The 25225-nt window shown below is 72.5% G+C and carries 19 protein-coding genes, 1 tRNA gene and 1 pseudogene; 7 read left to right on the forward strand and 14 right to left on the reverse strand.

The genetic code is table 11. The annotated features are described in order from the left end of the window. Positions 1-213: 213 nt before the first annotated feature. The 3 genes from AB0912_RS00915 to AB0912_RS00925 all read left to right on the forward strand — a co-directional run bounded on the left by AB0912_RS00915 (position 214) and on the right by AB0912_RS00925 (position 7234). A complete protein-coding gene (locus AB0912_RS00915; RefSeq protein ID WP_366695315.1) occupies positions 214-813 on the forward strand; it encodes an SSI family serine proteinase inhibitor in 600 nt (199 codons plus the stop codon). A 462-nt stretch (positions 814-1275) separates the two neighbouring features. Beyond that, positions 1276-6042: a PAS domain-containing protein gene (locus AB0912_RS00920; RefSeq protein WP_366695317.1), complete on the forward strand. Its 4767-nt coding sequence runs from the start codon at positions 1276-1278 to the stop codon at positions 6040-6042. Positions 6043-6232: 190 nt separating this feature from the next. Next, positions 6233-7234 (forward strand): GNAT family N-acetyltransferase, encoded by a 1002-nt coding sequence (locus AB0912_RS00925; protein ID WP_366695319.1) that lies wholly within the window; start codon positions 6233-6235, stop codon positions 7232-7234. Positions 7235-7520: 286 nt separating this feature from the next. Here AB0912_RS00925 and AB0912_RS00930 read toward each other — a convergent pair whose 3' ends face one another. From AB0912_RS00930 to AB0912_RS00970, 9 genes and pseudogenes are all read right to left on the reverse strand, one after another. Beyond that, positions 7521-9200: a long-chain fatty acid--CoA ligase gene (locus AB0912_RS00930; RefSeq protein ID WP_366695321.1), complete on the reverse strand. Its 1680-nt coding sequence runs from the start codon at positions 9198-9200 to the stop codon at positions 7521-7523. 437 nt (positions 9201-9637) lie between these two features. Continuing rightward, a complete protein-coding gene (locus tag AB0912_RS00935) occupies positions 9638-10192 on the reverse strand; it encodes a SigE family RNA polymerase sigma factor (protein ID WP_366695323.1) in 555 nt (184 codons plus the stop codon). A gap of 221 nt (positions 10193-10413) precedes the next feature. Continuing rightward, positions 10414-11616 carry a lipid-transfer protein gene (locus AB0912_RS00940; RefSeq protein ID WP_366695325.1) on the reverse strand — a complete coding sequence of 401 codons (1203 nt, stop codon included), beginning with the start codon at positions 11614-11616 and terminating at the stop codon, positions 10414-10416. Between the two features lie 200 nt (positions 11617-11816). Continuing rightward, a pseudogene (locus AB0912_RS00945) lies at positions 11817-12251 on the reverse strand (MaoC family dehydratase); the annotation flags it as partial. A gap of 389 nt (positions 12252-12640) precedes the next feature. Continuing rightward, positions 12641-13738, reverse strand: coding sequence for an acyl-CoA dehydrogenase family protein (locus tag AB0912_RS00950; RefSeq protein ID WP_366695327.1), 1098 nt, complete (start codon positions 13736-13738; stop codon positions 12641-12643). A 1-nt stretch (position 13739) separates the two neighbouring features. Further along, positions 13740-15047 carry an OB-fold domain-containing protein gene (locus tag AB0912_RS00955; RefSeq protein WP_366695329.1) on the reverse strand — a complete coding sequence of 436 codons (1308 nt, stop codon included), beginning with the start codon at positions 15045-15047 and terminating at the stop codon, positions 13740-13742. A 38-nt stretch (positions 15048-15085) separates the two neighbouring features. After that, positions 15086-16282 carry an acyl-CoA dehydrogenase family protein gene (locus AB0912_RS00960; RefSeq protein WP_366695331.1) on the reverse strand — a complete coding sequence of 399 codons (1197 nt, stop codon included), beginning with the start codon at positions 16280-16282 and terminating at the stop codon, positions 15086-15088. Between the two features lie 48 nt (positions 16283-16330). Next, entirely contained in the window at positions 16331-16513 is a 183-nt protein-coding gene (locus AB0912_RS00965) for a hypothetical protein (RefSeq protein WP_366695333.1), read from the reverse strand. Positions 16514-16733: 220 nt separating this feature from the next. Continuing rightward, entirely contained in the window at positions 16734-17042 is a 309-nt protein-coding gene (locus AB0912_RS00970; RefSeq protein ID WP_366695335.1) for a hypothetical protein, read from the reverse strand. A 393-nt stretch (positions 17043-17435) separates the two neighbouring features. Here AB0912_RS00970 and AB0912_RS00975 point away from each other — a divergent pair, with 393 nt between their 5' ends. Continuing rightward, positions 17436-18311 (forward strand): bifunctional DNA primase/polymerase, encoded by an 876-nt coding sequence (locus AB0912_RS00975; protein ID WP_366695337.1) that lies wholly within the window; start codon positions 17436-17438, stop codon positions 18309-18311. Between the two features lie 111 nt (positions 18312-18422). On the opposite strand, the gene AB0912_RS00980 is transcribed toward AB0912_RS00975, so the two are convergent. Together AB0912_RS00980 and AB0912_RS00985 are read right to left on the reverse strand one after the other, a co-directional pair. After that, a tRNA-Ser gene (locus AB0912_RS00980) sits at positions 18423-18509 on the reverse strand. Positions 18510-18572: 63 nt separating this feature from the next. Beyond that, the gene (locus AB0912_RS00985) at positions 18573-20132 is read right to left on the reverse strand and encodes a trypsin-like peptidase domain-containing protein (protein ID WP_366695339.1); all 1560 of its coding nucleotides are present in this window, start codon (positions 20130-20132) and stop codon (positions 18573-18575) included. A 257-nt stretch (positions 20133-20389) separates the two neighbouring features. On the opposite strand from AB0912_RS00985, the gene AB0912_RS00990 reads away from it, so the two are divergent. Continuing rightward, positions 20390-21199: a glycerophosphodiester phosphodiesterase gene (locus tag AB0912_RS00990; RefSeq protein WP_366695341.1), complete on the forward strand. Its 810-nt coding sequence runs from the start codon at positions 20390-20392 to the stop codon at positions 21197-21199. Between the two features lie 142 nt (positions 21200-21341). Here AB0912_RS00990 and AB0912_RS00995 read toward each other — a convergent pair whose 3' ends face one another. Then, on the reverse strand, positions 21342-21467 hold the full coding sequence (locus AB0912_RS00995) for a hypothetical protein (protein WP_366695724.1): 126 nt from the start codon (positions 21465-21467) through the stop codon (positions 21342-21344). Here AB0912_RS00995 and AB0912_RS01000 point away from each other — a divergent pair. Both AB0912_RS01000 and AB0912_RS01005 read left to right on the forward strand, forming a co-directional pair. Continuing rightward, the gene (locus AB0912_RS01000) at positions 21424-21966 is read left to right on the forward strand and encodes an ATP-binding protein (protein WP_366695698.1); all 543 of its coding nucleotides are present in this window, start codon (positions 21424-21426) and stop codon (positions 21964-21966) included. The two genes, AB0912_RS00995 and AB0912_RS01000, sit on opposite strands and share 44 nt — an antisense overlap. Positions 21967-22257: 291 nt before the next feature. Next, positions 22258-23223 carry a DUF5926 family protein gene (locus AB0912_RS01005; RefSeq protein ID WP_366695343.1) on the forward strand — a complete coding sequence of 322 codons (966 nt, stop codon included), beginning with the start codon at positions 22258-22260 and terminating at the stop codon, positions 23221-23223. A gap of 253 nt (positions 23224-23476) precedes the next feature. On the opposite strand, the gene AB0912_RS01010 is transcribed toward AB0912_RS01005, so the two are convergent. Continuing rightward, positions 23477-24079 (reverse strand): hypothetical protein, encoded by a 603-nt coding sequence (locus AB0912_RS01010; RefSeq protein WP_366695345.1) that lies wholly within the window; start codon positions 24077-24079, stop codon positions 23477-23479. 56 nt (positions 24080-24135) lie between these two features. Then, the gene (locus tag AB0912_RS01015; protein WP_366695347.1) at positions 24136-24801 is read right to left on the reverse strand and encodes a bifunctional DNA primase/polymerase; all 666 of its coding nucleotides are present in this window, start codon (positions 24799-24801) and stop codon (positions 24136-24138) included. Between the last annotated feature and the right edge of the window lie 424 nt (positions 24802-25225).

The following is a 25225-nucleotide window of genomic DNA, read 5'->3' on the forward strand; positions in this document are numbered from 1 at the left end:
GGCATCCGCGCGGGCACGCGACCGTCACCGCCACCCGGCATCCGCGCGGGCACGCGACCGTCACCGCCACCCGGCATCCGCGCGGGCACGCGACCGTCACCGCCACCCGGCATCCGCGCGGGCACGCGACCGGGCCGCTTCCCGCCCTTAACCGGCCCCCGGCAGCCGCGTGACCGGGCGCAACCAGTCAGGACGCCCCGCGTTAGTCAGTCCATGTTGCGCCGACTGCTCCTCACCGCCGCCGCGTCCGCCACCGCCGCGCTCTCAGCCGTTCCGAGCGCCTCGGCCGGGACCCCCGCCGTCCTGCCGGCCGTGCCGGCCGGTACCCAGGTGGCCGCGCCCACCCCGCCGGCCGTGTCCCTCCTCCCCGTCGCGTCCCGCGCGCCGCTGGCCGCCTTCGCCGGGCTGTCCCCTCTCTACGCCGCCGCGCGCGGTGTGGCGCTGCCCGGCGCCATGCCCCCGCCGGCCCGCCCCGAGGACTCCGAGGACCGGCTGACGGTGACGGTCCACGACGCGGGGGCCGGTGTGGACGGCACGTACGAGCTGGACTGTCATCCGGCGGGTGGCAGCCACCCCCGCGCCGCCCAGGCCTGCGACCGGCTCGACGCGAACACCACCTGGGGCAAGGACCCCTTCGCCCCCGTGTCGCCGGACGCCCTCTGCACGATGCAGTACGGCGGTCCCGCCACCGCGCACGTCACCGGCACCTGGGCGGGGCGGCCCGTCGACGCCCGCTACGACCGTACGAACGGGTGCGAGATCTCCCGCTGGAACGCCATGGTCCCCGTCCTGCCGGACGCGAGGTCCGAGTAGGCCCATAGAAGAGGGGGGAGGGAGGGGAGGGCAGGGGAGGGTGGGCGTCGTGCGCGAGGGCAACCGAGGCAGCGGGCAGCCGGACCGGCGGGACGGAGGGCAACCGGCCGCCGAGCAGCCGGGCCGCCTGCGAGCAGTGTCGCCGAGCAGCCGGGCCGCCCGGGAGCAGAGTCGCCGGCCAGCCGGGCCGTCGAACAGGCGGGCGCCCGGACACCGGTAGTGGGGCCGCCGGGTGGCAGGGCGCCGGATCGCCGGGCAGGCGGGCCGTCGGGAAAACGCGTGGTCACAGCTTCTCCCCCTCTTCCACTTCCCTCCCGCGCCTCTTCCGCGTGCGACCTCCCTCTCATCCGGCACCGTCCGCGGGACCTCTGCCCGTAGACTCCCTCGCGTGACACGCCGCGGACCGGTTGGCAAGATGGCATCCGCGGTCGGCAAGGTGCGGTAACAGGGAGGAAGCGTCTCGTGAGCAGCAGGCCATCCCGAGGCGCTGCTCGCCTCGCAGCCATACTGGATGCCCTTCCCGACGCGTTGCTGCTGGTCAACGCCAACGGGACCGTCGTCAACGCCAACACCATCGCCCTGGAGGCCTTCGAGACCCCGGGCACCGCGCTGGTGGGCCGCGGACTGCTCGATCTGCTGCCCGAGTTCGACTCCCGGCTGATCCCCGGTTCCATGCGCAGGCCCGACACCATCGACCAGCGCGGACGGACCAAGCCGACCCGGATGACCGCGCGGCGCACCGACGGCTCGGAGTTCCCGGTCGAGGTCACCAGCGCGAACCTGGAGGACGGCCAGCAGGCCTACGACAGTTACGGGCCCACCCCCGACGAACTGCTCATGCTCGTCGTACGGGACCTTTCGGGCACCGTCGACACCGAGGCCGAACTCGCCCGTTCGCAGCGCCAGACCGAGATGATCCTGCGCGCCGCGGCCGAGGGTGTCGTCGGTACCGACACCGAGGGGCGGGTCGTCCTCGTCAACCCGGCCGCCGCCCAGATCCTCGGCTACCGCGCCAGCGACCTCGGCGGCAAGGACCTGCACGCCCTGATCCTGCACTCGCGGGCCGACGGCGAGCCCTTCCCCTACGCCGAGTCGCCGCTCGCCGACACCCTCCGCTCCGGGCGCAAGCACCGGGTGCGCGGGCAGGTGCTGTGGTCGAAGTCCGGCGACCAGGTGCCGGTCGACCTGACGACCTCTCCGGTGCGCGACGGCGACCAGCTCGTCGGCGCCGTCATGACCTTCACCGACCGGCGTCCGTACGACACCCTCGTCCAAGAGAAGGAAGCCGCGGCCACCCGGCATACCGAGGAACTGGAGCGGATCGGCGAGGAGCACGCCGCCGAGCTGACGGCCCTGCGCGAGCGGCACACCGCCGAGATCGCCGAGCTGACCGAGCGGCACGAGGAGGAACTCGCCGCGGGCGACGAGCGGTACGCCTCCCTCGGCGAGCGCGAGAAGGACCGTTACGAGGCCCTGACCGCCCGGCACGAACAGCTCCTCGCCGTCCTCGACCAGTCGCTGCGCGGGCCGCTCGACCAACTGCGCGGCGAACTCTCCAAGCTCGCCGCCGACGACGCGGGGCAGCTCTGGCCGGAGGCCAACCAGGTCCTCCACCACCTCGCCGCCGGCTACTCCCGGATCACCACGCTCGTCGACAACGTGCTCGGCTACCAGCGCCTCGACGCCGGCACCGAGACCATCACCCGTACGAACGTCATGCTCGACGCCGTCGTCGCGGCCGGTGTCGACGGGGCCGTGGACCTGATCGGGCCCGGGCGGGTCCAGTTCGCCGTGCACGCGCCGCCCATCGAGGCCGAGGTCGACCCGCAGCGGCTCGCGCGCGCCCTCGCCCACCTCATCGCGGACGTCGCCGGCGTCGACGCCACCGGCAACGCGCCCGTCTCGGCGGGCGGTTACATGGACAACACCGTCGTCGTGGCGGCGGCGCAGCGCGGCGAGGTCGTGCGTATCGAGGTGCGCGGGCCGTACGCGGGGGGCGACCCGGTGCACGAACCGATCGTGCGCGGGATCGTGCGCGCCCACGGCGGTGTGCTCCAGACGCACGAGGTGCCGGGGATGAGCGGCAGCGCGTTCGTCCTCGAAGTGCCGATCGGCGGCGGGGCCGGGGCGGTCGCGCCCGTGGTGGGACCGCCGGTCTCCACCGAGGTCGCCCTCGCCGGGCAGGACGCGCAGGCAGCACAGCCCGGGCAGCAGGGCGGTGGCCAGAGCGGTGGCCGGCGGCGCGCCCGGCGGTCGTCCGTGGACGCCTTCCTGGACGGTGACGCCGGGGCCGAGTCCGAGACGCCGTCCGGCGACAGCACCGGCGCGGGCGGCGCGGGCGGGGCGGTTCCGACCGGCCGGCGCCGGCGGCGTGCGGCCGGGGAGCCCGTGGTCGGCGAGGTGCCGGTTCCCGCGCAGGGGACCGCGGCCGAGCCCGCCGGTGAGGGCTCCGGCGGCACCGGACGCAGGCGCGGCCGGCCGAGTCCCGCCGAGGGCACGGGTACGGGTACAGGTACCGGCGAGGGCACGGGTACGGGCGTAGGTGCAGGCGTAGGCGATATGGCGTTGCCCGGTGTGGGTGACGGGGTTTCCGAGGGCGCGGTCGTCATGGCGGGCGAGCACGGCGCCGGAACGGCCGCCATCGGGACGGGACTCGGCGGGACGGTGCCCCCGCAGGGGGTGCCGGTGCCCTCCGGGCGACGCGCCCGCCGTGACGGTGAGCAGCAGGCACTGCCCGCCGCCGCGTTGCCGGCGACGGCGACAGCGGCGGCAACAGCGGCGGCAACGCCGGCGGAGGCGCAGGCCGCGGGCGTGGTTCCGGCCGGGCCTGGCGAGGACGCCTCCGACGCCGGGCAGCCGACCGGACGGCGCCGCCGTGCGCTGGCCGCCGCCGCGGAACGTGCCGCGGCGCAGGAGACGGGCGCCCGTACGGTGTTCGCGCTGCCGCCCGCCGAGGCGGACCGTTCGCCGGAGTACGTCCAGGCCGAGGCGCAGGTGCAGGCCGCCCAGGCCCAGGCGGCTCAGGAACAGGCCGCGCAGGCTCAGGCCCTCCAGGCGCAGGCCGCCCAGCAGGCGCAGGCCCAGGTCGCGCTGGCCCAGCAGACCGCCGCCGGGGACGCCGCCGGTCACGGGCGGGCCGACGAGAGCCGCCACGACGCGACGCCGCTCGCCACCGACGCCGACCACACCCCGCCGCAGCCGCACCCCGTCTCCGGCCCGGGCCGCCGCCGCGCCCGCCAGGCCGCGACGCCGGTCCAGCCGGGTCAGCCGGTTCCTCCTGGCCAATCGGTTCAGCCCGGTCAGGCCGGCCAGCCGGGTCAACCGGGTCAGCCGGTCGCTCCTACGGGGATGACGACCGGGACAGCCTTGACGGGCGGGGTTCCGGGCAACCCTGGGGTTCCGGGGGTGCCCGGCGCGACTGGCGTTCCCGGGGTCCCGGGGGCCGGGGTTCCTGGCGTGCCTGTGCCTGGACAGGGGGTTCCCGGACAGGGGGTTCCCGGACAGGGGGTTCCCGCGCAGGGCGTGCCAGGACAGCAGGTGCTGGGACAGCCGGTCCCCGGACAGGCCGTTCCCGGGCAAGGTGTTCCCGGACAGGCCGGTCCGGCACAGGGTGTCCCCGCTCACGGGGTTCCCGCTCAGGGTCTCCCCGTTCAAGGGGTCCCGGCTCAGGGCGGACCCGCACAGGGAGTGCCCGCCCAGGGAGTCCCGGGTGCCGCCGCCGGTACGCAGGCAGGCCGCCCCGCCGGTGTCACGGGTCCCGCCCCGCTGCCGGGCGCCCCCGCCCCGGCGGTCCACCCGCAGCCGTGGCCCGACGCGAACGCCGCCTCCGGTACGCCCGGCACCACCAGTACCCCCACTACCGCCGGTACCGCCGGTACCCCCAGCGCCGATGACACGTCGGGTGCGAACACCCCGGCGACCGGCGCCGGTCACCCCGTACAGCCCGGTGTTCCCGGTGACGCGCCCGCCGCCGCGCGCGCGGCCCAGCCGGCCACCGCCCCGCTCCCCCCTGAGCGGCCCGCCGCGCGGGTCGCTCAGCCGCTGCCCGCCGAGGCGTCGGCGGCGTCCGCGCCGGCCGACCCCAACTCGACGCAGGGCCGTGCCATAAGCGTGCGCACGCTCGGCCAGGGTGTCCCGTTCGCCCGCCAGGTCGCCGCTGCCCAGCCGGGCAGCGGGGTTCAGCCAGGCAGCGTGATCCAGCCGGGCGGCGGGGTCCAGGCGCCGACGCCTCCCCCGCACCAGACGAACGGTTCGGGCCGCCGCCGCAAGCTCGGCACCCCGCCCGAGCCGGTCGTGGAGCGCCCGGAGAACGCCGGCCGGGCGCACCCGCAAGGCGGCCAGCCGGGGACCGGACCCCGCCGGCCCGGTTCCACCGAGGGCGTCGGCCGGTCGTACGCCATAGGAGCACCGGACGAGAACGCCGCCGAGGGCCCCGAGCCGCTCGACGGACCCGGCGGTGCCGTCGAGGTCGCCGACCAGCCGCAGCCCCGGCCGGTGGACGCCGAGTTGCCCCCGGAGCCGCTGGACAACCCGCGGCGGCTGCTCGTGTGGCCGGCGCCGGACGTCACCACCCAGCAGGCGCTGAGCGACCGCGGCTACCGTCCCGTCATCGTGCACTCGCGCGAGGAGGTCGACGCGCAGATCGCCGCGTTCCCCGCCGCGCTGTTCGTCGACCCGCTGACCGGGCCGATCACGCGCACGGCCCTCCAGTCGTTGCGCCAGGCCGCCGTCGCCGCCGAGGTGCCCGTCCTGGTGACGGCGGGACTCGGACAGGCGACGCGCGAGGCGGCGTACGGCGCCGACCCCGCCGTACTCCTGAAGGCCCTCGCGCCGCGCGACTCCGAGCAGCACCCGCCGCGTGTCCTGCTCATCGAGGAGCACGCGGAGATCGCGCTCGCCCTCACCGCGACGCTGGAGCGGCGCGGGATGCAGGTGGCGCGGGCGTCGACGGACGAGGACGCCGTCACGCTGGCCGCGCAGATGCGGCCGAACCTCGTGGTGATGGACCTGATGCAGGTACGCCGCCGGCGCGCCGGAATCGTGGACTGGCTGCGGGCGAACGGGCAGTTGAACCGCACCCCGCTGGTCGTCTACACGGCCGCCGTCGATCCCGCCGAACTGCCGCGGCTGGCCGCGGGGGAGTCCGTGCTCTTCCTCGCCGAACGCTCCACGAGCGAAGAGGTCCAGGACCGGATCGTCGACCTGCTGGCCCGCATCGGCACCAACTAGGACCCCGTGTCCGTACCGGCCGGGACACGTGTCCGTACCGGCCAGGACTCGTATCCGTACCGGCTGGACCCGTATCCGTACCGGCTGGACCCGTATCCGTAATGGCCAGGGGGTTCGAAAACGGGTTCCGTCGCCCGGTCGGCACGGCCTACGCTCGCTGACCTCATGTCCGACACGGCGGGAGGCCCGGGTGAGCGTGAACGGGGGCGGCGGACCGGGGACGCCGGGACGAGGGCCGGGCCACTGTCTCTTCCGGCCGTACCACGGCGACGAGGACCACGACGCGATGGCCGCCGTGCGGCGGGGCTGCGCGGGGCGGGACGGGACCGACGCCCGCTCGGTCGTGGAGGGAGTCCCGACGGCGGCCGAGATCGCCGAAGCCTCCGCCGAGCTGGACGACCCGTCCGAGAACCAACTCCTGGTGGAGCGCCACGGTGACGTCGTCGGCTACGTGACGGTCCGGTGGTGGCGGGAACGGGACGGCACATGGCTGTACCTGCACCGTGGCCACCTGCTGCCCGACCACCGCGGCGCGGGCATCGGCTCGGCCATGCTCGACTGGGCGGAGAAGCGTGTCCGCCGGCTCGTACGGCAGCACGGGACCGCGCGGCCGGCCATCTTCGGCGCGAACGCGACGGCCTCCGAAAAGGATGCGACGCGGCTCCTGCTCGACACCGGATACCGGCGGGTCTTCAGCCTGGTGGAACTGGAACTGCCCGATCTACGAGAACTGCCCGAGCCCGCCGGTCGCCTGCCGGCCGGGGTCACCGTGGGTGCCGTTGAGCCGGCCGACTACCGCTCGGCCTGGAAGACGGTCGTCGACTCCTACGCGCAGGCCGCCTACACCGAGACGTGGACCTTCGAACGCTTCCTCGCCACGGCCGACACGGCCTGCTGGCGAGCCGCCTGGCACGACGACCGGATGGCCGGCGTCGCCCTGTGCTCCATCCGCCGGCATGACCGCAGCCTGGGCGAGGTCGGGGAACTGAGCGTCCGGGCCGAGTCGAGGCGTCTGGGACTGGGGCGCGCCCTGCTGCTGGACGGATTGCGCTCCCTCCGCGAACACGGCGCGCGGACCGCCCGCCTGTACACCGGCACCGCCAATCCGCACCGCTCCTACGACCTCTACGAGAGCGTGGGATTCCGGCGCCGCAACGAATACGTCCGCTACCGCAAGCCGATCGACTTCTGAGGCGACCTCTGGGGCGACCTCTGAGGCGACCTCTGAGGCGACCTCTGAGGCGAGGAAGCCTCCCTTATAGCGATAGCGGCGGGTGGAACAGCATGGCGCCGGGCGGGGTCGTGGAGCGCCCGCCCGGCGCAGGGGCACGCGATGCGTCCGGGGCGAGTGCGAGGGCAAGGGCGAGGCGATTGGTCGGAGCCGGCCATCGTGCCGGGCGATTGTGCCGGGCCGTCGTGCTGACCGCCGTGCCGGTCACCGCACCGGTCGCCGTCCGGGTCGCCGTCCCGGCCATCGGTCAGAGCTGGGTGATGTCCAGGCCGCCCTCGGCGTACTGCCTGCGGAGCACCTTCTTGTCGAACTTGCCCACGCTCGTCTTCGGTACCGCCTCGATGATCGTCCAGCGCTCCGGGAGCTGCCACTTGGCGATCTTGCCCTCCTCGGCGAGGAAGGCGCGCAGGGAGGCGAAGTCGGCGGTGGCACCCTCTCTGAGGACGACCGTGGCCAGCGGGCGCTCGCCCCACTTCTCGTCGGGGACGGCGACGACCGCGGCCTCGGCCACGTCCGGGTGGGACATGAGGGCGTTCTCCAGGTCGACCGAGGAGATCCACTCGCCGCCCGACTTGATGACGTCCTTGGCGCGGTCGGTGAGGGTCAGGAAGCCGTCGGGGCTGATCGTGCCGACGTCACCGGTCTTGAGCCAGCCGTCCTCGCTGAACTTGTCGACGGGGCGCAGCGGTTCCTCGCCGTCGCCGCCGTAGTAGGCGCCCGCGATCCAGGGGCCCCTGACCTCCAGCTCGCCGGCCGACTCGCCGTCCCAGGGCAGGCGCTCGCCGCCGGGGCCGGTGAGACGGGCCTCGACACCGGCCGCGAAACGGCCCTGGGTGAGGCGGTACGCGAACTCCTCGTCCGTGCCGATGGCGTGGGCCGGCGGGCGGGCGACGGTGCCGAGCGGGGAGGTCTCGGTCATGCCCCAGGCGTGGCAGACGCGCATGCCCAGCTCGTCGAACGCGGCCATCAGCGAGGGCGGGCAGGCGGAGCCGCCGATCGTCACCTGGGTGAGGGAGGAGACGTCCCGGGGCTTGGCCGACAGCTCGGCGAGCAGGCCCTGCCAGATGGTCGGGACGGCCGCGGCGTGCGTCGGCCGCTCGCTCTCGATCATCTCGGCGAGCGGCGCGGGCTGGAGAAAACGGTCCGGCATCAGCATGTTGATGCCCGCCATGAAGGTCGCGTGCGGCAGACCCCAGGCGTTGACGTGGAACTGCGGCACCACCACGAGGGTGGTGTCCCGGTCCGTCAGACCCATCGACTCCGCCATGTTGACCTGCATGGAGTGCAGGTAGATCGAACGGTGCGAGTACACGACGCCCTTGGGGTCCCCGGTGGTGCCGGAGGTGTAACACATGGCCGCGGCCTGCCGCTCGTCCAGCTCCGGCCAGTCGTACGCCGTCGGCTTCCCGGCGAGCAGCTCCTCGTACTCGTGCACCCGCACGCTCGCCCCGTCGAGCAGCGAACGGTCACCGGCGCCCGAGACCACCACGTGCTCCACCGTCGGCAGATGGGGGAGGAGCGGCGCGAGCAGCGGGAGCAGCGAACCGTTGGCGATGATCACACGGTCGGCCGCGTGCTTCACGATGAAAACGAGCTGCTCGGCCGGCAGGCGCAGGTTCAGCGTGTGCAGCACGGCGCCCATGGAGGGAATCGCGTAGTACGCCTCGACGTGCTCCGCGTTGTTCCACATCAGCGTCGCGACCCGCTCGTCGCCCGTCACCCCGAGGTCGTCGCGCAGCGCGTACGCGAGCTGGTTCGCCCGCGCGCCGGCCTCGCGGAAGCTGCGCCGGTGCGGCTCGCCCTCTCCCGTCCAGGTCGTGATCTGCGAGTCTCCGTGGACCAGCGCCCCGTGCACGAGAATGCGGGTCACAGTCAGCGGTACGTCCTGCATCGTGCTCAGCACGGCGTCCTCCCGGGGCGGCGACATTGCCTACGCGGTAGTAAGTGGGTTCCGCTGATTCTGCTCACATACCGAGTGGTATGTCACTAGGCGCAGGAATGATCGATCAGCTCCGCCCCTGCTCGGGCGTACCGCGACAGGCGCTCCAACGAACACCCGGCCCACGGCACACCGGCCACACCCGCCACACCCGCCACACCCGCCACGGCAAGTCCACGGGGTCGCCACCCACTCCGCCCATCCCATCGGTCCGGGTGCCGGCAGCCGGGCTTAGCGGGTCAGGGTCCCGGCAGCCGAGGTCTAGACGGTCCTGGTCTAGGCGGTCCGGGTCCCGGCAGCCGGGGTGTAGACGGTCCTGGTCCCGGCGGCCGGGGTGTAGACGGTCCTGGTCCCGGCGGCCGGGGTGTAGACGGTCCTGGTCCCGGCAGCCGGGGTCTAGGCATCCGGGGCTAGACGGCCGGCGGCTACGCGGCCGGGGTCAGCTCCGGGTCCTCCCGCAGCTTGCCCAGCGCACGCGACACCGCCGACTTGACCGTGCCGACGGAGACCCCGAGCACCTCCGCCGTCTGCACCTCGCTCAGGTCCTCGTAGTAGCGGAGCACCACCATCGCCCGCTGCCGCGCCGGCAGCTTCATGACCGCCCGCCACATCGCGTCACGGAGCGCCTGCTGCTCGGCCGGGTCCGCCGCGGGCAGCCCCTCCGACTCCGGCAGCTCGTCGCACGCGAACTCGTCCACCTTGCGCTTGCGCCACTGCGACGTCCGCGTGTTCAGCAACGCCCGCCGCACATATCCGTCCAGCGCCCGATGGTCCTCGATCCGGTCCCAGGCGACGTACGTCTTCGTCAGCGCCGTCTGCAACAGGTCCTCCGCGTCGCTCGGATTCGCGGTGAGCGACCGGGCGGTCCGCAGCAGCACCGGTTGGCGTGCCCTCATGTAGGAGGCGAACGACGGGTACGAACGGGTCTGCGTCGCCGGAGTGGCGGCGTCCGAGGCGCTGGTGCAGACGAGTGTGGTCATGGCTCCACGCTAGGTTCGCTCCCTCCTTCCGCGGATCGGCCGCAGGTCCCGAAGCCATGTCCGCCTCAGGTTGTAGGAAGGGGGGTGACCCCACCTCCTGAAGGTGGACAAGCGGTTACCACTCCCCTGGGGGTTCACCCCGGGGAAGTCTCATCCCCCAGAGAGGTTCACTCCTGAGAGGGAGGCCGATGACGACCCGGCTCGGGGCACGGACGACGCGCTCAGCCACCCGAACCCTCGGAGCCTTCGGAGCCGTCGGAGCCCTCGGAGCCGAGGATCAGCCCTGATGTGGGGACGCCGGTTCCCGCCGTGACCAGGACGCGCTCGGCGCCGGCTATCTGGTTCACGGACGTACCCCTGAGCTGGCGCACGCCCTCCGCTATGCCGTTCATCCCGTGCAGATACGCCTCCCCGAGCTGCCCCCCATGCGTGTTCAACGGCAACCTCTCCTCCGCCACGAAGTCGGCGGCCTCCCCCGGCTTGCAGAACCCGAACTCCTCCAACTGCGTCAGCACGAACGGTGTGAAATGGTCGTACAGAATCCCCACGTCGATCTCCCCCGGCCCCAGCCCCGCCGTCCGCCACAACTGCCGGGCCACCACGCCCATCTCCGGAAGCCCGGTCAGATCGTCCCGGTAGAAACTGGTCATCTGCTCCTGCGCCCGGCCCGCGCCCTGAGCCGCCGCCAAGACGACCGCCGGCGGCCTGGGCAGATCCCGGGCCCGCTCTACGGACGTGACGACCAGAGCCTGACCGCCGTCGGTCTCCTGACAGCAGTCCAGCAGCCGCAACGGCTCCACGATCCACCGCGACGCCGCGTGCTCGGCGAGCGTGATCGGTCTGCCGTGGAAGTACGCCGCCGGGTTCGTCGCCGCGTACTTCCGGTCCGTCACCGCGACATGGCCGAACGCCTCAGGGGTCAGGCCGTAGGTGTGCAGATACCGCCGGGCCGCCATCGCCACCCACGACGCCGGGGTGAGCAGTCCGAACGGCAGCGCCCAGCCCAGCGCCGCGCCCTCCGCCGAGGGCTCCCGCCGCTGCACACCCGAACCGAATCTCCGCCCCGACCGCTCGTTGAACGCCCGGTAGCAGACGACGACCTCGGCCACCCCGGTCGCCACCGCGAGCGCCGCCTGCTGGACGGTCGCGCAGGCCGCGCCGCCTCCGTAGTGGACACGGGAGAAGAAGGACAGCTCCCCGATCCCGGCCGCCTGCGCGACGGTGATCTCCGGGCTGGTGTCCATCGTGAACGTCACCATCCCGTCCACGTCCCCCGGTGTCAGCCCCGCGTCGTCCAGCGCGGCCCGCACCGCCTCCACCGCCAGCCGCAGTTCACTGCGCCCCGAGTCCTTCGAGAACTCGGTAGCCCCGATCCCGACGATCGCCGCCCGCCCCCCGAGTTCGTCCCTCCTCCGAACGCTCACGAGGCACCTCCCTCGGTGGGCGCGTTGCCGGGAGGGGGAGGGGTCGAAGGTGGGGATGGGGGCGTCGGGGAGGCGGCGGAGGGTGGTGCTTTCGAAGCGGAGTGGGATGCAGCGGATGCGGATGCTGCGGACGTGGAGGGTGCGGACGCGGAGGATGCGGAGGCTCCGCCGGCGGAGGGCGGGGCCGGACGCCTCGGGCCTGGAACGGTCACCGTCACCGTGCCCATCACGTGCCGGCCGATCCTGTTGGTGCCCAGGACGCGTACCGTGACCGTCTCGCCGTCGACCTTCTCGACCGAGCCCGTCAACACCATGGTGTCGCCAGGGTGGTTGGGAGCCCCGAGCCGAATGGAGACCGCGCGGAGCACGGCCGTCGGGCCGAAGTGATCGGTCACGTACCGTCCGACCAGACCGTTGGTCGTCAGGATGTTCATGAAGATGTCCGGCGAGCCCTTCGCCCGGGCCAACTCCGCGTCGTGGTGCACATCCTGGTAGTCCCGCGACGCGATCGCCCCGGCCACGATCAACGTACGCGTGATCTCGATCTCCAACGGCGGCAGCACGTCTCCGGCCTGGTACGCGGAGGCGCTGTCGCCGGAGGAGGGCTCTGGTCCGGGATCTCCGGACCCCGGCATCTCCCCGGCCCGATCGTCCCTGGTCATCGCCCTGGCCTCGTCGGCGTCGAGAGTCGATCCACCCTCCCCGATGCCGGGAGTCGAGCTGCCCTCGCCGACGCCGCGTGCCGAGCCGGCCTCGCCGATGCCGTGCACCGAACCGGCATCACCAGCGCCGGGTGCCGAACCGGCATCACCAGCGCCGGGTGCCGCACTGCCCTCACCGGCACCGGAAGTCGAACTGCCCTCGCCCGCACCGGTCACCGCTCCGGGCCTGCCGCCCTGGGGCACGGCTTCAATGGCCCCGGCCCCTGCCCCGCCAACCGACCTGGACGCGCCGCCCCCGAGCGCCACCCCGGCGACCCCGCTGCCGGCCCCAGACTGCACCCCCGTCACATCCCGCTCCTCCCTCACGTCTCCACCTCCCCCTGCACCTTGGGCTCCCCCTCCACCGTCGGCTCACCGCTCGCGATCAACTCGCCCAGCTCCTGCAACACTTCGCCCCCGCATCCGAGGTACGCGTCCAGTTGCCGCCCCCACAAGAAATGCCGGTGGACCGGGTGGTCGAGGTCTGCTCCCGCTCCACCGTGCAGATGCTGGCCCGCGTGGACGACGCGCCGGCCCGCCTCGGACGCCCACCAGGCGGCGGTCAGGGCGTGCGTCGCGTACGGCAGCCCCTCGTCCCGGCGCCAGGCCGCCTCGTAGGCCGTGACCCGTATCGCCTCCGTGTCCATGTACGCGTCGGCGGCGCGGAGTTGGACGCCCTGTTTGGCGGCGAGCGGGCGCCCGAACTGCTCCCGCACGTTCGTGTGCTCGACGGCCCGTGCCAGAGACCCCGCGCACACGCCTGCCTGGAGTCCGGCGAAGGCGGTACGCGCCGTGGCCAGCACATCCGCGTAGGCATCCTCCGCGCCGATCGGCTCGCCCGGCGTTTCCCGGAGGGTCAGGCGCCCCGCCGACCAGGGCGCCGTCAGTTCGACGGGTTCACTCCTCGCCGCATCCGACGTACGCACCAGCCAGAGCCGGTGCCGCTCGTCGGCGACGAGGACATGCGTGGCATCCCGCAGCCAGGGCACCGCCGGGGCGACTCCGGTCAGCGGCGACCGGGCCGGCGAACCCGCCGACTGGTCCGGCCCGGTACTGGAGACCGGCGCCGAGCCGTGCAGCGCTCCGGTCACCACCACCGTCCCGTCCGCGATCCCCGGCAGCAGCCGCTCACGCTGCTCGGGCGAACCGTGCGCCGCCACCGCGAACATCCCGTACACACAACTGGCCGCGAACGGGACCTGCGCCGTGGTACGGCCCTGCTCCTCCAGCAGCAGCACCAGACCGAGGAGGCCGATGTCATCGACGGCCGCCACGAGGCCGGCTGCGCACAACTCCTTCCACAGTCCCGCATCGCTCTCCGTCCCGGCCGCGGTGAGCCGCTCGGGGGTGGAGAGGTCGCCGAAGATCCGTGCGGCCAGATCCCGGGCGGCCGCCTGTTCCTCCGTGGGCGTGAAGTCCATGTCAGCTCACCTCGCCCGAGGCAATGCCGCCGGCACCGGACGCCATGGATGGGGAGGGCAAAGCAGGCGGAGTGGTCTGAACACGCGACGCGGGCGGAGCAGGCGGGGTGGGCTGGAGACGCGAAGCGGGCGGGGCGCTCTGATCAAGCGGGGCGGACCGAGCCGAGGGTTCGGCGGACCTACCGTCCCCTTCATAGGAGCTACCGTTCCTCTCCTGGGAGCCACCGTCCCCGTCATGCCCCGCTCCGGCCCGGAACACCGGCAGCAGCAACCCCTCCTCGTACTGGCGGAATTCGAGCCGCACCGGCATCCCGACCCGCACCTTGTCGTGCGGCACGCCCACCACGTTGCTCACCATCCGCACGCCCTCGGCGAGTTCGATCAGGCCGACCGCGTAGGGCGGGTCGAAGGCCGGGAAGGGCGGGTGGTGCATGACGACGTACGAGTAGATCGTCCCCTCGCCGCTCGCCTCGACGGTGTCCCACTCCAGGCCGCCGCACCCGTTGCACCCGGGCAACCAGGGGAACCTCGGCGTCCCGCACGCCGTGCAGCGCTGGATCAGCAGTCGGCGCCGACCGACGCCCTCCCAGAAACCGGCGTTGTCCCGGTTGATCACCGGATACGGACGACCACGACCGGACTTCGCCGGCGCCACCGCCTCCACGGCCCCCCCGGGCCCAACCTCCCCCACCGCTCCCATGGCTCGTGCCGCTCCTGCCGCTCCTGCCGCTCCTGCCGCTCCTGCCGCTCCTGCCGAATGCTCCGCCCGTTTCGCGTTCCGCCGCGCAGGCGCGTACTTGAGGATCCGGAACCGGTGGGTCCCGGCGAGTTCTCCCGCCGCGCGGACGTCCATGCGCGTCGTGATGAAGTACCCCGTGCCCAGCTTCGTCGTCTTCCGCTCGGAGACGGACTCGATCATCGAGTCGAAGGTGATCTCGTCCCCGGGACGCAGGGGGCGCAGATACTCCTGCTCGCAGTCGGTGGCGACCACCGAGGTGTATCCCGCCCCGTCGAGCAGCGCGAACAGTTCGTCGTTCGTGCTGGTGTGGCCGGGCCGGTCGCTGTGACCCGCGAGACCGCCCATCGTCCATGCCTGGAGCATGGTGGGCGGAGCCACCGCGTCCGGCCCTTGGTACGCCGGATTGGTGTCCCCCATCGCCTCGCACCAGTGCCGGATCATCGGCGCGTTGACGGGGTCCCTGCCGACACCTCCGACGGTGGCCGCCCGCCCCTCGAACTCCCGTAACTTCAACAGCAGTTCGTCGTCGGCACCGCTGGTTGGACCGCTGTCCCGGACGCCCGCCGCCATCGCTCCACTCCCCACACCGCTCCCCGTCCCGCGCCCGCTCACCGCCGGCCCCTCTTCATCCCGAGCCGCATCGTCGCGACGATCTCCCGCTGCACCTCGCTCACCCCGCCCCCGAACGTGTTGATCTGTGCCGCCCTGTTCATCCGCTCCAGCTCGCCGGACCCGAACGCCCCCGGTGAACCGGAGCGGACCAGTGCTTCCGCTCCCACAATGTGCTGACACATTCGGTACACCGCGACCGCGGATTCGGTTCCCACGACTTTCACGCCGCTCGCGTCTCCGGGCGCCAGTCGGCCCGTCCCCACATCCGCCACCAAACGCCAGTTGAGCAGGCGTGATGCCGCCAGCCGGGCATGTGCTTCGGCGAGCTGAGAACGGACCCACGGCTCGTCAACCCGGCGCCGCCCGGTCACCGGATCGGGTGTACGCGCCGAATCCAGCGCCGCCGCGAGGAAGTCCTCGGCCTGCATGCCGATCGCGGCGAGGGCGACCCGCTCGTGGTTGAGCTGGTTGGTGATGAGTCCCCAGCCGCCGTTCTCCTCGCCGACCAGGTTCATGGCGGGGACGCGGACGGCGTCGTAATAGGTCGCCGTGGTCGTCTGACCGCCGACCGTCTCGATCGGCGTCCACGAGAAGCCCGGGGCGTCCGTGGGGACGAGGAGGATCGAGATGCCCTGATGCTTGGGCGCCTCCGGGTCGGTCCGGCAGGCGAGCCAGATCCAGTCGGCGTTCTGGGCATTGGAGGTGAAGATCTTCTGCCCGTCGATCCGCCAGCATCCGTCACTGCCCCCCGCCGGGTCCAGGGGCGAAGCCGGTACCCGTACGGCGCGGGTCCGCAGGGCGGCGAGGTCGGTGCCGGCCGAGGGCTCCGAGTAGCCGATGGCGAAGACGAGGTCGCCGCTCAGGATGCGGGGCAGGAAGGTCTCCTTCTGCGCCTCGCTGCCGTACTTCATGAGGGTCGGGCCGACGGTGTTCAGCGTGACCATCGAGACGGGCGCCCCAGCCCGGTAGGCCTCGTCGAAGAAGACGAACTGTTCGTCCGCGCCGCGCCCCTGTCCTCCGTAGGCGACCGGCCAGCCGAGGCCGAGCAGTCCGTCGGCGCCGATGCGGCGGAGCAGCGCCCGCTGCCGTACGGGATCGTCGGCGGGCGGCGGTCCGTCCGGCATCAGGTCCCTGAAGTACGCGCGGAGTTCGGCACGCAGCCGCTGCTGGCGTTCGGTGGGGGCGAGGTGCACGGCGACGGCCTCCCGGACCTCGTACGGGCAACGGTTTCTGACTGTCCGTCAGATGCCGTGCACTGTCAAGGTCACCGTCGCGGTCCCGCGCCGGATCGCGAACACCGGGGCGGGCAGGCGCGAGGTCACGAGCACCGCGACGGGCAGGCGCGAGGTCACGAGCACCGCGACGGGCAGGCGCGAGGTCACGAGCACCGCGACGGGCAGGCGCGAGGTCACGAGCCCCGACATGACCCACTACCCGGCGCGGCGCGGCGCGCAAGGAGTGGAGTGCCCGGCACCCGGAAGGACCGCGCGGAAACACGACCGCGTGGAAACACGACCGCGTGGAAACACGACCGCGCGGCTGCGCGCCGGCGCCGAAGCACCGTCGCGCAGCCGCGGTGAAGCCCCCCAGAGCACTACCCCACGCGGACGCCCCAGGGCCGATGCGCGGGCATCGACCCTCGGCTCACCAGAGCTTGGTGAAGTTCACCAGGACGTTCCAGTTGCCCTGATTGATGGCCGTGAAGGCCGAGCCGTTCACCTGGGCGGTGTTGTTCTGGTTCGAAGCGCCCGTCCCCACCGCCTGCTGTTGGGTGGTGGACGAGTTGCCGCTGTTGTTGTGTCCGACGCCGCCGCTGGCGGTCGCCGCTCCCGCGTTCGATCCGTTGCTCGCGAAGCCGCCGTTGTCCGCCGACGCGACGCCCGTGCAGAGAGCGGCGGCCAACGGAAGGGCCGCGACGGCGGCGAGGACGCGAGCGGTACGGATGCCTGCCATGTGAATTCCTCCAGAACCGGGGTGTACGCACCGGCGATGAACCGGGCTGTACGGGAAGTACGGCTTGTCACCGGGCAGTTGGCCGACCGCCTCGGTGCTGTGTACGACGTCGCGATTCCAGAGTTGCCCACGGGACTCGGGCGAACCACCCCGGAGGCAATGATTCCCCCTCAAGCGTGAGGACAAGTCGATAAACCTGCTTCCAGCAGACAAAGCCCCTGTTCAGAGCCATTCCGCGCCACGCGTACCCCCGAAACCGCACCCCTCCCCGGGCACCACAAGAGCTGGAACGTTACGGCACATTTTCGGCCAATCTCACCCATCACCGGCTTCGGGCACTCGCCTACCCGGCGGACCCTTCCCTTTTTCGAACACTCGTACGAACATAGAGGCATGGCCACCACCGACCGGCAGGCCACCACCCTGGCCCTGGCCCACGCCCTGTCCGCCGCCGAGCGCGGGCTGGCGGTGATCCCGCTGTCCCGAACGAAGCTCCCGGCCCTGCGTTCCCCCCACCGCGACGACCCCGAACCCACCCCCTGCCACGGCGAGTGCGGCCGCTTCGGGCACGGCGTGTACGACGCCTCGACCGATCCCCGGCGCATCCGCGAACTCTTCGCCGCCGCCCCCTGGGCCACCGGCTACGGCATCGCCTGCGGCCTCGACCCGCACCACCTCATCGGCATCGACCTCGACACCAAATGCGGTACGGACTCCTCCACCGCCCTGCGCGAACTGGCCCTGCGCCATCTGTTCACGATCCCGGAGACGGTCGTCGTCGTGACCCCGAGCGGCGGCCGGCACCTGTGGCTCAGCGGCCCCCCGGACGTGGTCGTCCCCAACTCCGCGAGCCGGCTGGCCCCCGGTATCGACATCCGCGGTGCCGGCGGCTACCTCGTCGGCCCCGGCTCACGCACCGAACACGGCGTGTACGGCACGGCCCCCGGCACCGCCCGGCTCGCCCCCGCGCCCTGTCCGCGCGAACTCCTCGACCTGCTGCTGCCGCCGCCGCGCCGGCAGCACACCACCCCCACCTCCACCGGCCAACAAGGCCAGGTGCTCGTCCAGTTCGTCCTGGCCGCCCACGAGGGCCAGCGCAACACACGCCTCTTCTGGGCCGCCTGCCGCGCCTACGAGAACGGCATCGGCCCGCAGCTCGTCACCCCGCTCGTCCGGGCCGCCGTCCGCACCGGCCTCACCGAACGTGAGGCCCGTTCGACGATCGCCTCCGCGGCCCGTATGACGGCTCCCGCCCCCCGGCAGCGCTGAGGGCGCGCCATCGCCGGGGGCCACGCGTGACGGCACGCACCCGGCGGCGCCGGAACCCGGGAGCACGCGAACGGCCCCTGACCGAAATCCCGGTCAGGGGCCGTTCACCTGCGGTGGGTGTGGGATTTGAACCCACGGTGACATCGCTGCCACGACGGTTTTCAAGACCGTTCCCTTAGGCCGCTCGGGCAACCCACCCCGCGCTGACGGTGATCGGCGGCGCGGGGACAAGAGTAACGGGTTCCGGGGGCGGTCCGTGGGTCAGCTGTCGCCCTCTCGGGAGGCGAGCGTGACGTCCGTGGTGTGGGTCTTGCCGTCGCGCGTGTAGGTGAGCTTCACCGTGTCGCCCGGCTTGTGCGTCCAGATCTCGCCGATGAGGGTCGGGCCGCTGTCGATCACCATGTCGTCCAGCTTGGTGATGACGTCGCCGGGCTTGAGGCCCGCCTTGGCCGCGGGTCCGCCGGACTCGACCGCCGCCGCGCCGCTCGCGCCCTGCTCGGTGATCTTCGCGCCGCTCGTGCCCTCCTCCAGGGAGACCGAGGCGCCGATCTTCGCGTACACCGGCTTGCCGGTCTTGATCAGCTGCTGGGCGACGTACTTCGCCTGGTTGATCGGGATCGCGAAGCCCAGGCCGATGGAACCGGACTGGCCGGAGCCGCCGAGGCCGCCGCTGCTCGACGACTGGATCGCCGAGTTGATGCCGATGACCGCGCCCGAGGCGTCGAGCAGCGGACCGCCGGAGTTGCCCGGGTTGATCGAGGCGTCGGTCTGCAGGGCGCTCATGTACGAGGCCTTGCTGCTGGCGCTGCCGTCACTGGAGGCGACGGGACGGTTCTTCGCGCTGATGATGCCGGTGGTCACCGTGTTCGACAGGCCGAAGGGCGCGCCGATCGCGATGGTGGAGTCGCCGACGGCCACCTGGTCGGAATTGCCGAGCCGCAGGGGTGCCAGCGCGCCCGAGGGCGCGTTCTTCAGCTTGATGACCGCGACGTCGTAGCCCTGGGCGTGTCCGACCACCTCGGCGTTGTACTTCTTGCCGTTCGGGAAGGTCGCGGTGAGCTTGCCGCCGTCGACGGCCTCCGCCACCACGTGGTTGTTGGTGAGGATGTGGCCCTGCTTGTCGAAGACGAAGCCCGTGCCGGTGCCGCCCTCGCCGCTGGTGCTCTGCGCCTCGATGGTGACGGTGCTCGGCAGCGCGTTGGCGGCCACGTTCGCGACGGTGCCCGAGGCGCGCTTCACCTCGCCGCTGCTGCTCGGCGCGGAGATCGTCGTCGAGTCGGTGGAGTCGTCGTTGTTCTTGGCCAGGCCGTAGCCGATGCCGCCGCCGACGCCGCCGGCGACCAGCGCGGCCACCAGGATCGCGGCGACCAGGCCGCCACGCCCGTTCCTCGGCTTCGCCGCGGGCTGCTGGTACGAGGAACCCCAGCCGCCGCTTCCCGAGCCGCCGCCGTCGGCGTACGACGGGGTGGCGGGGGGCGGGGGCGGCCAGCCGGCCTCGGGGGCGGAGCCCTGGGCTCCACCGCTCTGGCCGTAAGGCCCGTTCCCCTCACCGTAAGGACCGGCCCCGTGGCCGTAGGGCCCGTTCCCCTGGCCCTGGGAGTCGGCTCCGTGTCCGGCGCCGGCCGAGGCGTACGCCGGTGCGCTCGCGGGCGCCGGCGCGTGCTCCGGTGCGCCGGGGGTGCCCGGCGGTACGGGGGGAATCGAAGCGGTCGGCGCGCTCCCGTCATGCGCGGCCTGCGCGGAAGCAGCGGGAGTGTCCACCGGCACAGGAGGTGCGGACGGGGCCGGGGGTACCGCGGTGCCCTCGTTCTCGGTGCTCACAGCTCTTCTCCTCGATCCACGGCTGTTGTTCTCGGTCGCACTCGGTCACCTTCACGCACGCGTGTCGACGGTCCGGCGCGATTCAGCAGTGCATGTGTTTTTGTACGCCGTCAGCTTTTCCCACTGGGCGTCAGAGCACCATAAGCGGTGGCTGTGCATCCAAGGCGACTCTTTATAACGGACGTTTAGCACTAAAAAGGCGGAAGGGTGACACCTCCCATCGCACGCCTACCCCGGGACGGTGGCACCATGACGCGGTGACCCTCGCACGACAGCACCCGATCCAGGTGGTCGCCCACCGCGGAGCCTCCGAAGAGGCGCCGGAGCACACACTGGCCGCGTACAAGAAGGCGATCGAGGACGGTGCGGACGCCCTTGAGTGCGATGTGCGCCTGACCGCCGACGGCCACCTCGTCTGTGTGCACGACCGCCGTGTCAACCGTACGTCCAACGGCCGCGGTGCCGTCTCCGCCCTGGAGCTGGCCGAACTCGCCGCCCTGGACTTCGGTTCCTGGAAGAACCGCGAGGAGTCCCCCGACTGGGAGCAGGACCCCGGCGGCCCCGAGGACACCTCGGTGCTCACCCTGGAGCGGCTGCTCGAACTCGTCGCCGACGCCGGCCGCCGCGTCGAGCTGGCCATCGAGACGAAGCACCCGACCCGCTGGGCGGGCCAGGTCGAGGAACGGCTGCTGGTCCTGCTGAAGCGCTTCGGCCTGGACGCCCCGGAGTCGGCCGCCGACTCCCCGGTACGTGTGATGAGTTTCTCGGCGCGCTCCCTGCACCGCGTCCGGGCGGCGTCCCCGACCCTGCCCACGGTCTATCTGCTGCAGTTCGTCTCACCCCGGCTGCGGGACGGACGGCTGCCCGCGGGTGTCCGGATCGCGGGCCCCTCGATGCGGATCGTACGCAGCCACCCCGGGTACATCGAGCGCCTGAAGCGGGCCGGCCACCAGGTGCACGTCTGGACCGTGAACGAGCCCGAGGACGTCGACCTCTGCGTCGAGCTGGGCATCGACGCCATCATCACCAACCGCCCGCGCGCGGTACTGCGTCAACTGGGCCGCTGAACCACGGCGGCCCAGGCCCCGCCGCGCTCGGGACACCCCACGTAAAGCACCACGTTCGCCCCTCAAAAACCACCAAAAACCGGACGCTCATCACAGGGAGTGCACCGGCACGTTCGCTGCGTGTTCGATCGTTACGAGTGCGTCAGCAGACGTCGATCGGCCGGTTTCCGGTCCAGTCCAAAAGGGCATCCACACCGTGGCGTGGGGCAAAGGAGGTCTCGGGGGTGGCGTTGGTGGTGGCACAGGAGGTGCCCACGTCGTCGAGCATGGCCGTTCCCCATGGCCCTGCGGGCGTGGGGGAAGCAAGGCACCGGATGCGGGATCACCTGCGGTCCGGCGGCGTGGCGGAAGCGGTCATCGACGACGCCGTACTGGTCCTTTCCGAACTGCTCAGCAACGCCTGCCGGCATGGCAGGCCCCTGGGGGACGCGCTCTCCGGCGACGGAGACGTGCGGGCGGCCTGGCGGGTCGATCCGGTGGGCCGGCTGACGGTCGAGGTGACGGACGGCGGTGGTCCGACCCGCCCTGTTCCGTCGACGCCCTCGGTCACCGCTCGTGGCGGCCGCGGGCTGAACATCATCACGGCGCTGGCCAAGGACTGGGGTGTCCGGGACGATATCCGCGGCGAGGTCACGGTGTGGGTGGTCATCCAGGACGACGTGGAAACGGCCCGCAGACGCGACGATTTCGCTACGCGCGTCGCGTCACCGACCGTGTCCGGGATATCCGGCCTGGACTTCGCCGACGCCTTCGACGACCTGGACTGATCCGGCGGGCACGGACCGCCGGTTCCGGTGCCGCGCGGTGCGCTGCGCCACGCGTCGCGATGTGCCATGCAGCGCCCTGTGCCATGCGGCGTGCCGTGTCACGCGGTGCGTCGTGCCGCGCGGCGCTCTGTCTCACGCGGGCGCCGTGTCAGGCGATGCGCGGTCGGGCGATAGGCGGTCAGGCGATGCGCTGTGCCACGCGGTGCGTTGTCCACAGGGTCCCGTCGGCCTCGGTGCGAACGGCTAGGCTCGCGCCCGTACCAGACGAGCCGTGATCGGGAGACACCCACGATGGCCAAGAAGCGACCCCAGACGAGGGCCAAGCAGCCGCAGCTCAAGGACGGAGAGATCCCGGTTGTCGGCGCTCGCGAGCCCTGCCCCTGCGGCAGCGGCCGCCGCTACAAGGCCTGCCACGGCCGGGCCGCCGCGCACGCCGTGACCGAGCTGGTGCACCGCCCGTTCGAGGGCCTGGCGGGCGAGGGGGACTGGGTCGCGCTGCGCGAGCTGGTGCCCGCCGCGACGGTCGAGCTGAAGCTCAGGGAGAGCCTGCCCGAGGGAGTCCCCTCGGTCACCCTCGCCACCGTCCTGCCGATGGCCTGGCCCGCGCTGCGCCGCGACGACGGCTCGGTGCTCCTCGGCCTGCAGAACGACACGGCCTCCGGCGACATCAGCCGCGACCTGGCCGACACGCTCCAGCGCGCGCTCACCGCGCGGCCGGGCACGCCGGTGGAGGGCCGCCGCGCGCCGGCCGACGGCCCGCGCCTCCAGGACCTGCTCGACCCGGAAGGCGCGTTCGAGCCAGTTGTGCACAGCGGCTTCGAGTTCTGGGTCCCGGACGCGGAGAACGCGACGGCAGAGGTGACCGCCTCCCTGGAGCGGGCCAACGCCGCGGCCATCCCGACCGTGAAGCTCTCCGGGGTCGACGCCGCCTACTGGTGCGAGACGCCCGACAAGAACCACCTGCGCTGGGTCATGCCGCACGAGGAGGAGCAGCTTCTGGACGCCCTCGCGCGGCTGCACGCGGCGGGCCGTTCGGGCCTCGGCGAGGGCACCCGGCTGGTCGGTTCCTTCCGCGCGCACGGGCTGACCGTGCCGGTCTGGGACCTCCCGACGGGGGTCACGGCGGACGATGTCGAGAAGCCGGCGGCGGAGTTCGCCGAGCGTCTCGCCGCAGCGCTGGCCACGGACGAGCCGCTCACGGCGGACGAGCGCCGCGCGCGCGGCGGCCTCACCAACCGACAGGTGACGCTCAGCTAGCCCACAGACGCGGAACTGACCGACCGGTCAGCTCGTCACCGTCTCGGAAACGGGTGACTCCTGTCACAACTCCCCGTACTGACAGGTAAATCCGTGTCCGAATAGCCGAGATCGAATTTGCTAACCGCCGATCTCTTGTTACCGTTCGAGTAGCCCGGTTGCTGGTGCATCCCCCGTCGCCAGCAACCGGGTCTTTTCATGTCCGCTGCCGGACACGCTGTCAGACACACAGTCAACAGCCTTGCTACGGCGCTCAGTTGCTCCCCGAGCGCAGCAACAGCGGTCCGTCCGCCCCGGTTCCCTTCGCGAACTCCGCGATCGCCGTGTACGCCTCCGCGGGCCCCGCCGTGCGCTCCCTGGGCGTCTCGCACGCCCCCGGATCGTCGTCTGCCTCGACCGCGCAGTTCATCTGCACCGTGCGGTCTCCGGGGCCCATCAGGCTCAGCAGGGAACTCAGCTCCGCGCCGGTCGCGTTGCGGTAGTAGGTGCGGGCCCAGGTCTCCTCGCCCTGCGTCAGGACACAGGTCTGCGCCTCGACGCCGTCGGGCGAGGAGAGTTCGGGACCGCAGCGGGCGGCGGTGGCCAGGCCGAGGCCGAGCAGCAGGGGGGACCGGGAGGGTTCGGCCGGGCGCGGGCGGTCGTCGGTGCGAGCCGCCTCGCGCGCGCTCGCCGTGCCGCCGTCGCCGAGGGAATCGAGGGAATCGGCGGAGCCGACCGGGCCGGCGGACGCCACGGCCAGCGGAAGGGCGAGGACGAACGCCACGACGGCCACCAGCGCCATGAGACGGACCCGTCGGGGGTCGGTCCCGCCGCGCGGCGGCGTCGCGGCTCCGTGCTCCCCGGAATCGCGCTGCATAGGGCGGACGATAACGAGCCCGGGCGGGCGCGCGGCCCACCGCGCGCCGGATGCCCCTACAACTCGGGCGCGCTCACACCCGTACGAGTGAGTGCTTCGACGACGGCGTCCACCACGGCCTCCACATCGGGTACCCAGGGGGCGGCCGAGCCGGGCAGCGGGGCGCGCTCCCAGCGGATCTGGCCCTGCCCCGTCTCGGAGGGCGGCAGCGCGATGTATCCGCCGTCGCCGTGGAAGCGCAGGGAGCCGGGGACGAAGTCCTTGGCGTAGAGCAGCTCGCCGAGCTGCTCCATGGAGTACGGGGCGACGAGGATCGCCCAGCGGGTGGGAGAGGCGACGACCGGGCCGAGGCGCATGCCCGTGCGGTCGAGCGCGTCGAGGGCGCGGGCCGCCGCGAGGGCCGGCAGGCTCACGGCGCACGGTGCGCCGCCGCCGGTGGCCAGCACGATGGGGGCGGAGGGCCGGTTGGTCCACCACCAGCGCACCATGCGCTCGTCCGTGGTGGCCGCCAGGAGGCCTGGGTCGAAGGGATGGGCACCGGGCACCGTGCACTCAGGGTCGGGGCATCCGCAGCGGGCACGCCCCTGCGGGTCGGCCGCCACACCCGGGAGGACGGGCCACTGCCATGCGGTCGCGAAGGTCAGGGCCGCGCTGAGGATCTCAGGCCTCCCGTTGTTTCGCCTGGACAGGAGCCTGCGTCGCCTTCCGAGGATCTCGCGCATGAGCGCTCGTTCCTTTCCGTTGCACGCCTGGCAACACCGAGGATCACATCACACCATGTGTCGATCTCTTCACTGTGCGTACCTGCTGGCGCATCACACCCCTGCTGGAGACAAGGGGAACCCCGCTGGGCCGAGCATGTGGCTGCGTCCGCGCCCATACCGCGTACATCGACAGCATGAGCATGGCGTGGGGTGGCGGCGCCTGGCGTTTTGCGTCTCGCAGTACTGCTTGCCGCCTCCGCCACGGGAGGATGGGGCACGGTCGTCAGTGGTTAAGACGCCCGGGTCCGTCGCCAGGTTCCGGGCGGATCTCAACCGCCCCTGGCCTTCACCGAGTACGTACCCATCACGACCGCTGTGACGCTCCGTCGAACGAGGCCAGTCGACCTCAATAAGCCGTTACCCGAGTCAGTTTTAGGCCAAC

This window comes from Streptomyces sp. NPDC007084 (genome assembly GCF_040703595.1).
In the GTDB taxonomy this organism is placed as follows: domain Bacteria; phylum Actinomycetota; class Actinomycetes; order Streptomycetales; family Streptomycetaceae; genus Streptomyces.

Excerpts from the sequence above, each read along its gene's own strand:
- AB0912_RS00915 (WP_366695315.1), top strand. The coding sequence starts at position 214 with ATGTTGCGCCGACTGCTCCTCACCGCCGCCGCGTCCGCCACCGCCGCG.
- AB0912_RS00930 (WP_366695321.1), bottom strand. The coding sequence starts at position 9,200 with ATGTCGCCGCCCCGGGAGGACGCCGTGCTGAGCACGATGCAGGACGTA.
- AB0912_RS00935 (WP_366695323.1), bottom strand. The coding sequence starts at position 10,192 with ATGACCACACTCGTCTGCACCAGCGCCTCGGACGCCGCCACTCCGGCG.
- AB0912_RS00950 (WP_366695327.1), bottom strand. The coding sequence starts at position 13,738 with ATGGACTTCACGCCCACGGAGGAACAGGCGGCCGCCCGGGATCTGGCC.
- AB0912_RS00955 (WP_366695329.1), bottom strand. The coding sequence starts at position 15,047 with ATGGCGGCGGGCGTCCGGGACAGCGGTCCAACCAGCGGTGCCGACGAC.
- AB0912_RS00965 (WP_366695333.1), bottom strand. The coding sequence starts at position 16,513 with ATGTCGGGGCTCGTGACCTCGCGCCTGCCCGTCGCGGTGCTCGTGACC.
- AB0912_RS00970 (WP_366695335.1), bottom strand. The coding sequence starts at position 17,042 with ATGGCAGGCATCCGTACCGCTCGCGTCCTCGCCGCCGTCGCGGCCCTT.
- AB0912_RS00975 (WP_366695337.1), top strand. The coding sequence starts at position 17,436 with ATGGCCACCACCGACCGGCAGGCCACCACCCTGGCCCTGGCCCACGCC.
- AB0912_RS00995 (WP_366695724.1), bottom strand. The coding sequence starts at position 21,467 with ATGCTCGACGACGTGGGCACCTCCTGTGCCACCACCAACGCCACCCCC.
- AB0912_RS01005 (WP_366695343.1), top strand. The coding sequence starts at position 22,258 with ATGGCCAAGAAGCGACCCCAGACGAGGGCCAAGCAGCCGCAGCTCAAG.
- AB0912_RS01010 (WP_366695345.1), bottom strand. The coding sequence starts at position 24,079 with ATGCAGCGCGATTCCGGGGAGCACGGAGCCGCGACGCCGCCGCGCGGC.
- AB0912_RS01015 (WP_366695347.1), bottom strand. The coding sequence starts at position 24,801 with ATGCGCGAGATCCTCGGAAGGCGACGCAGGCTCCTGTCCAGGCGAAAC.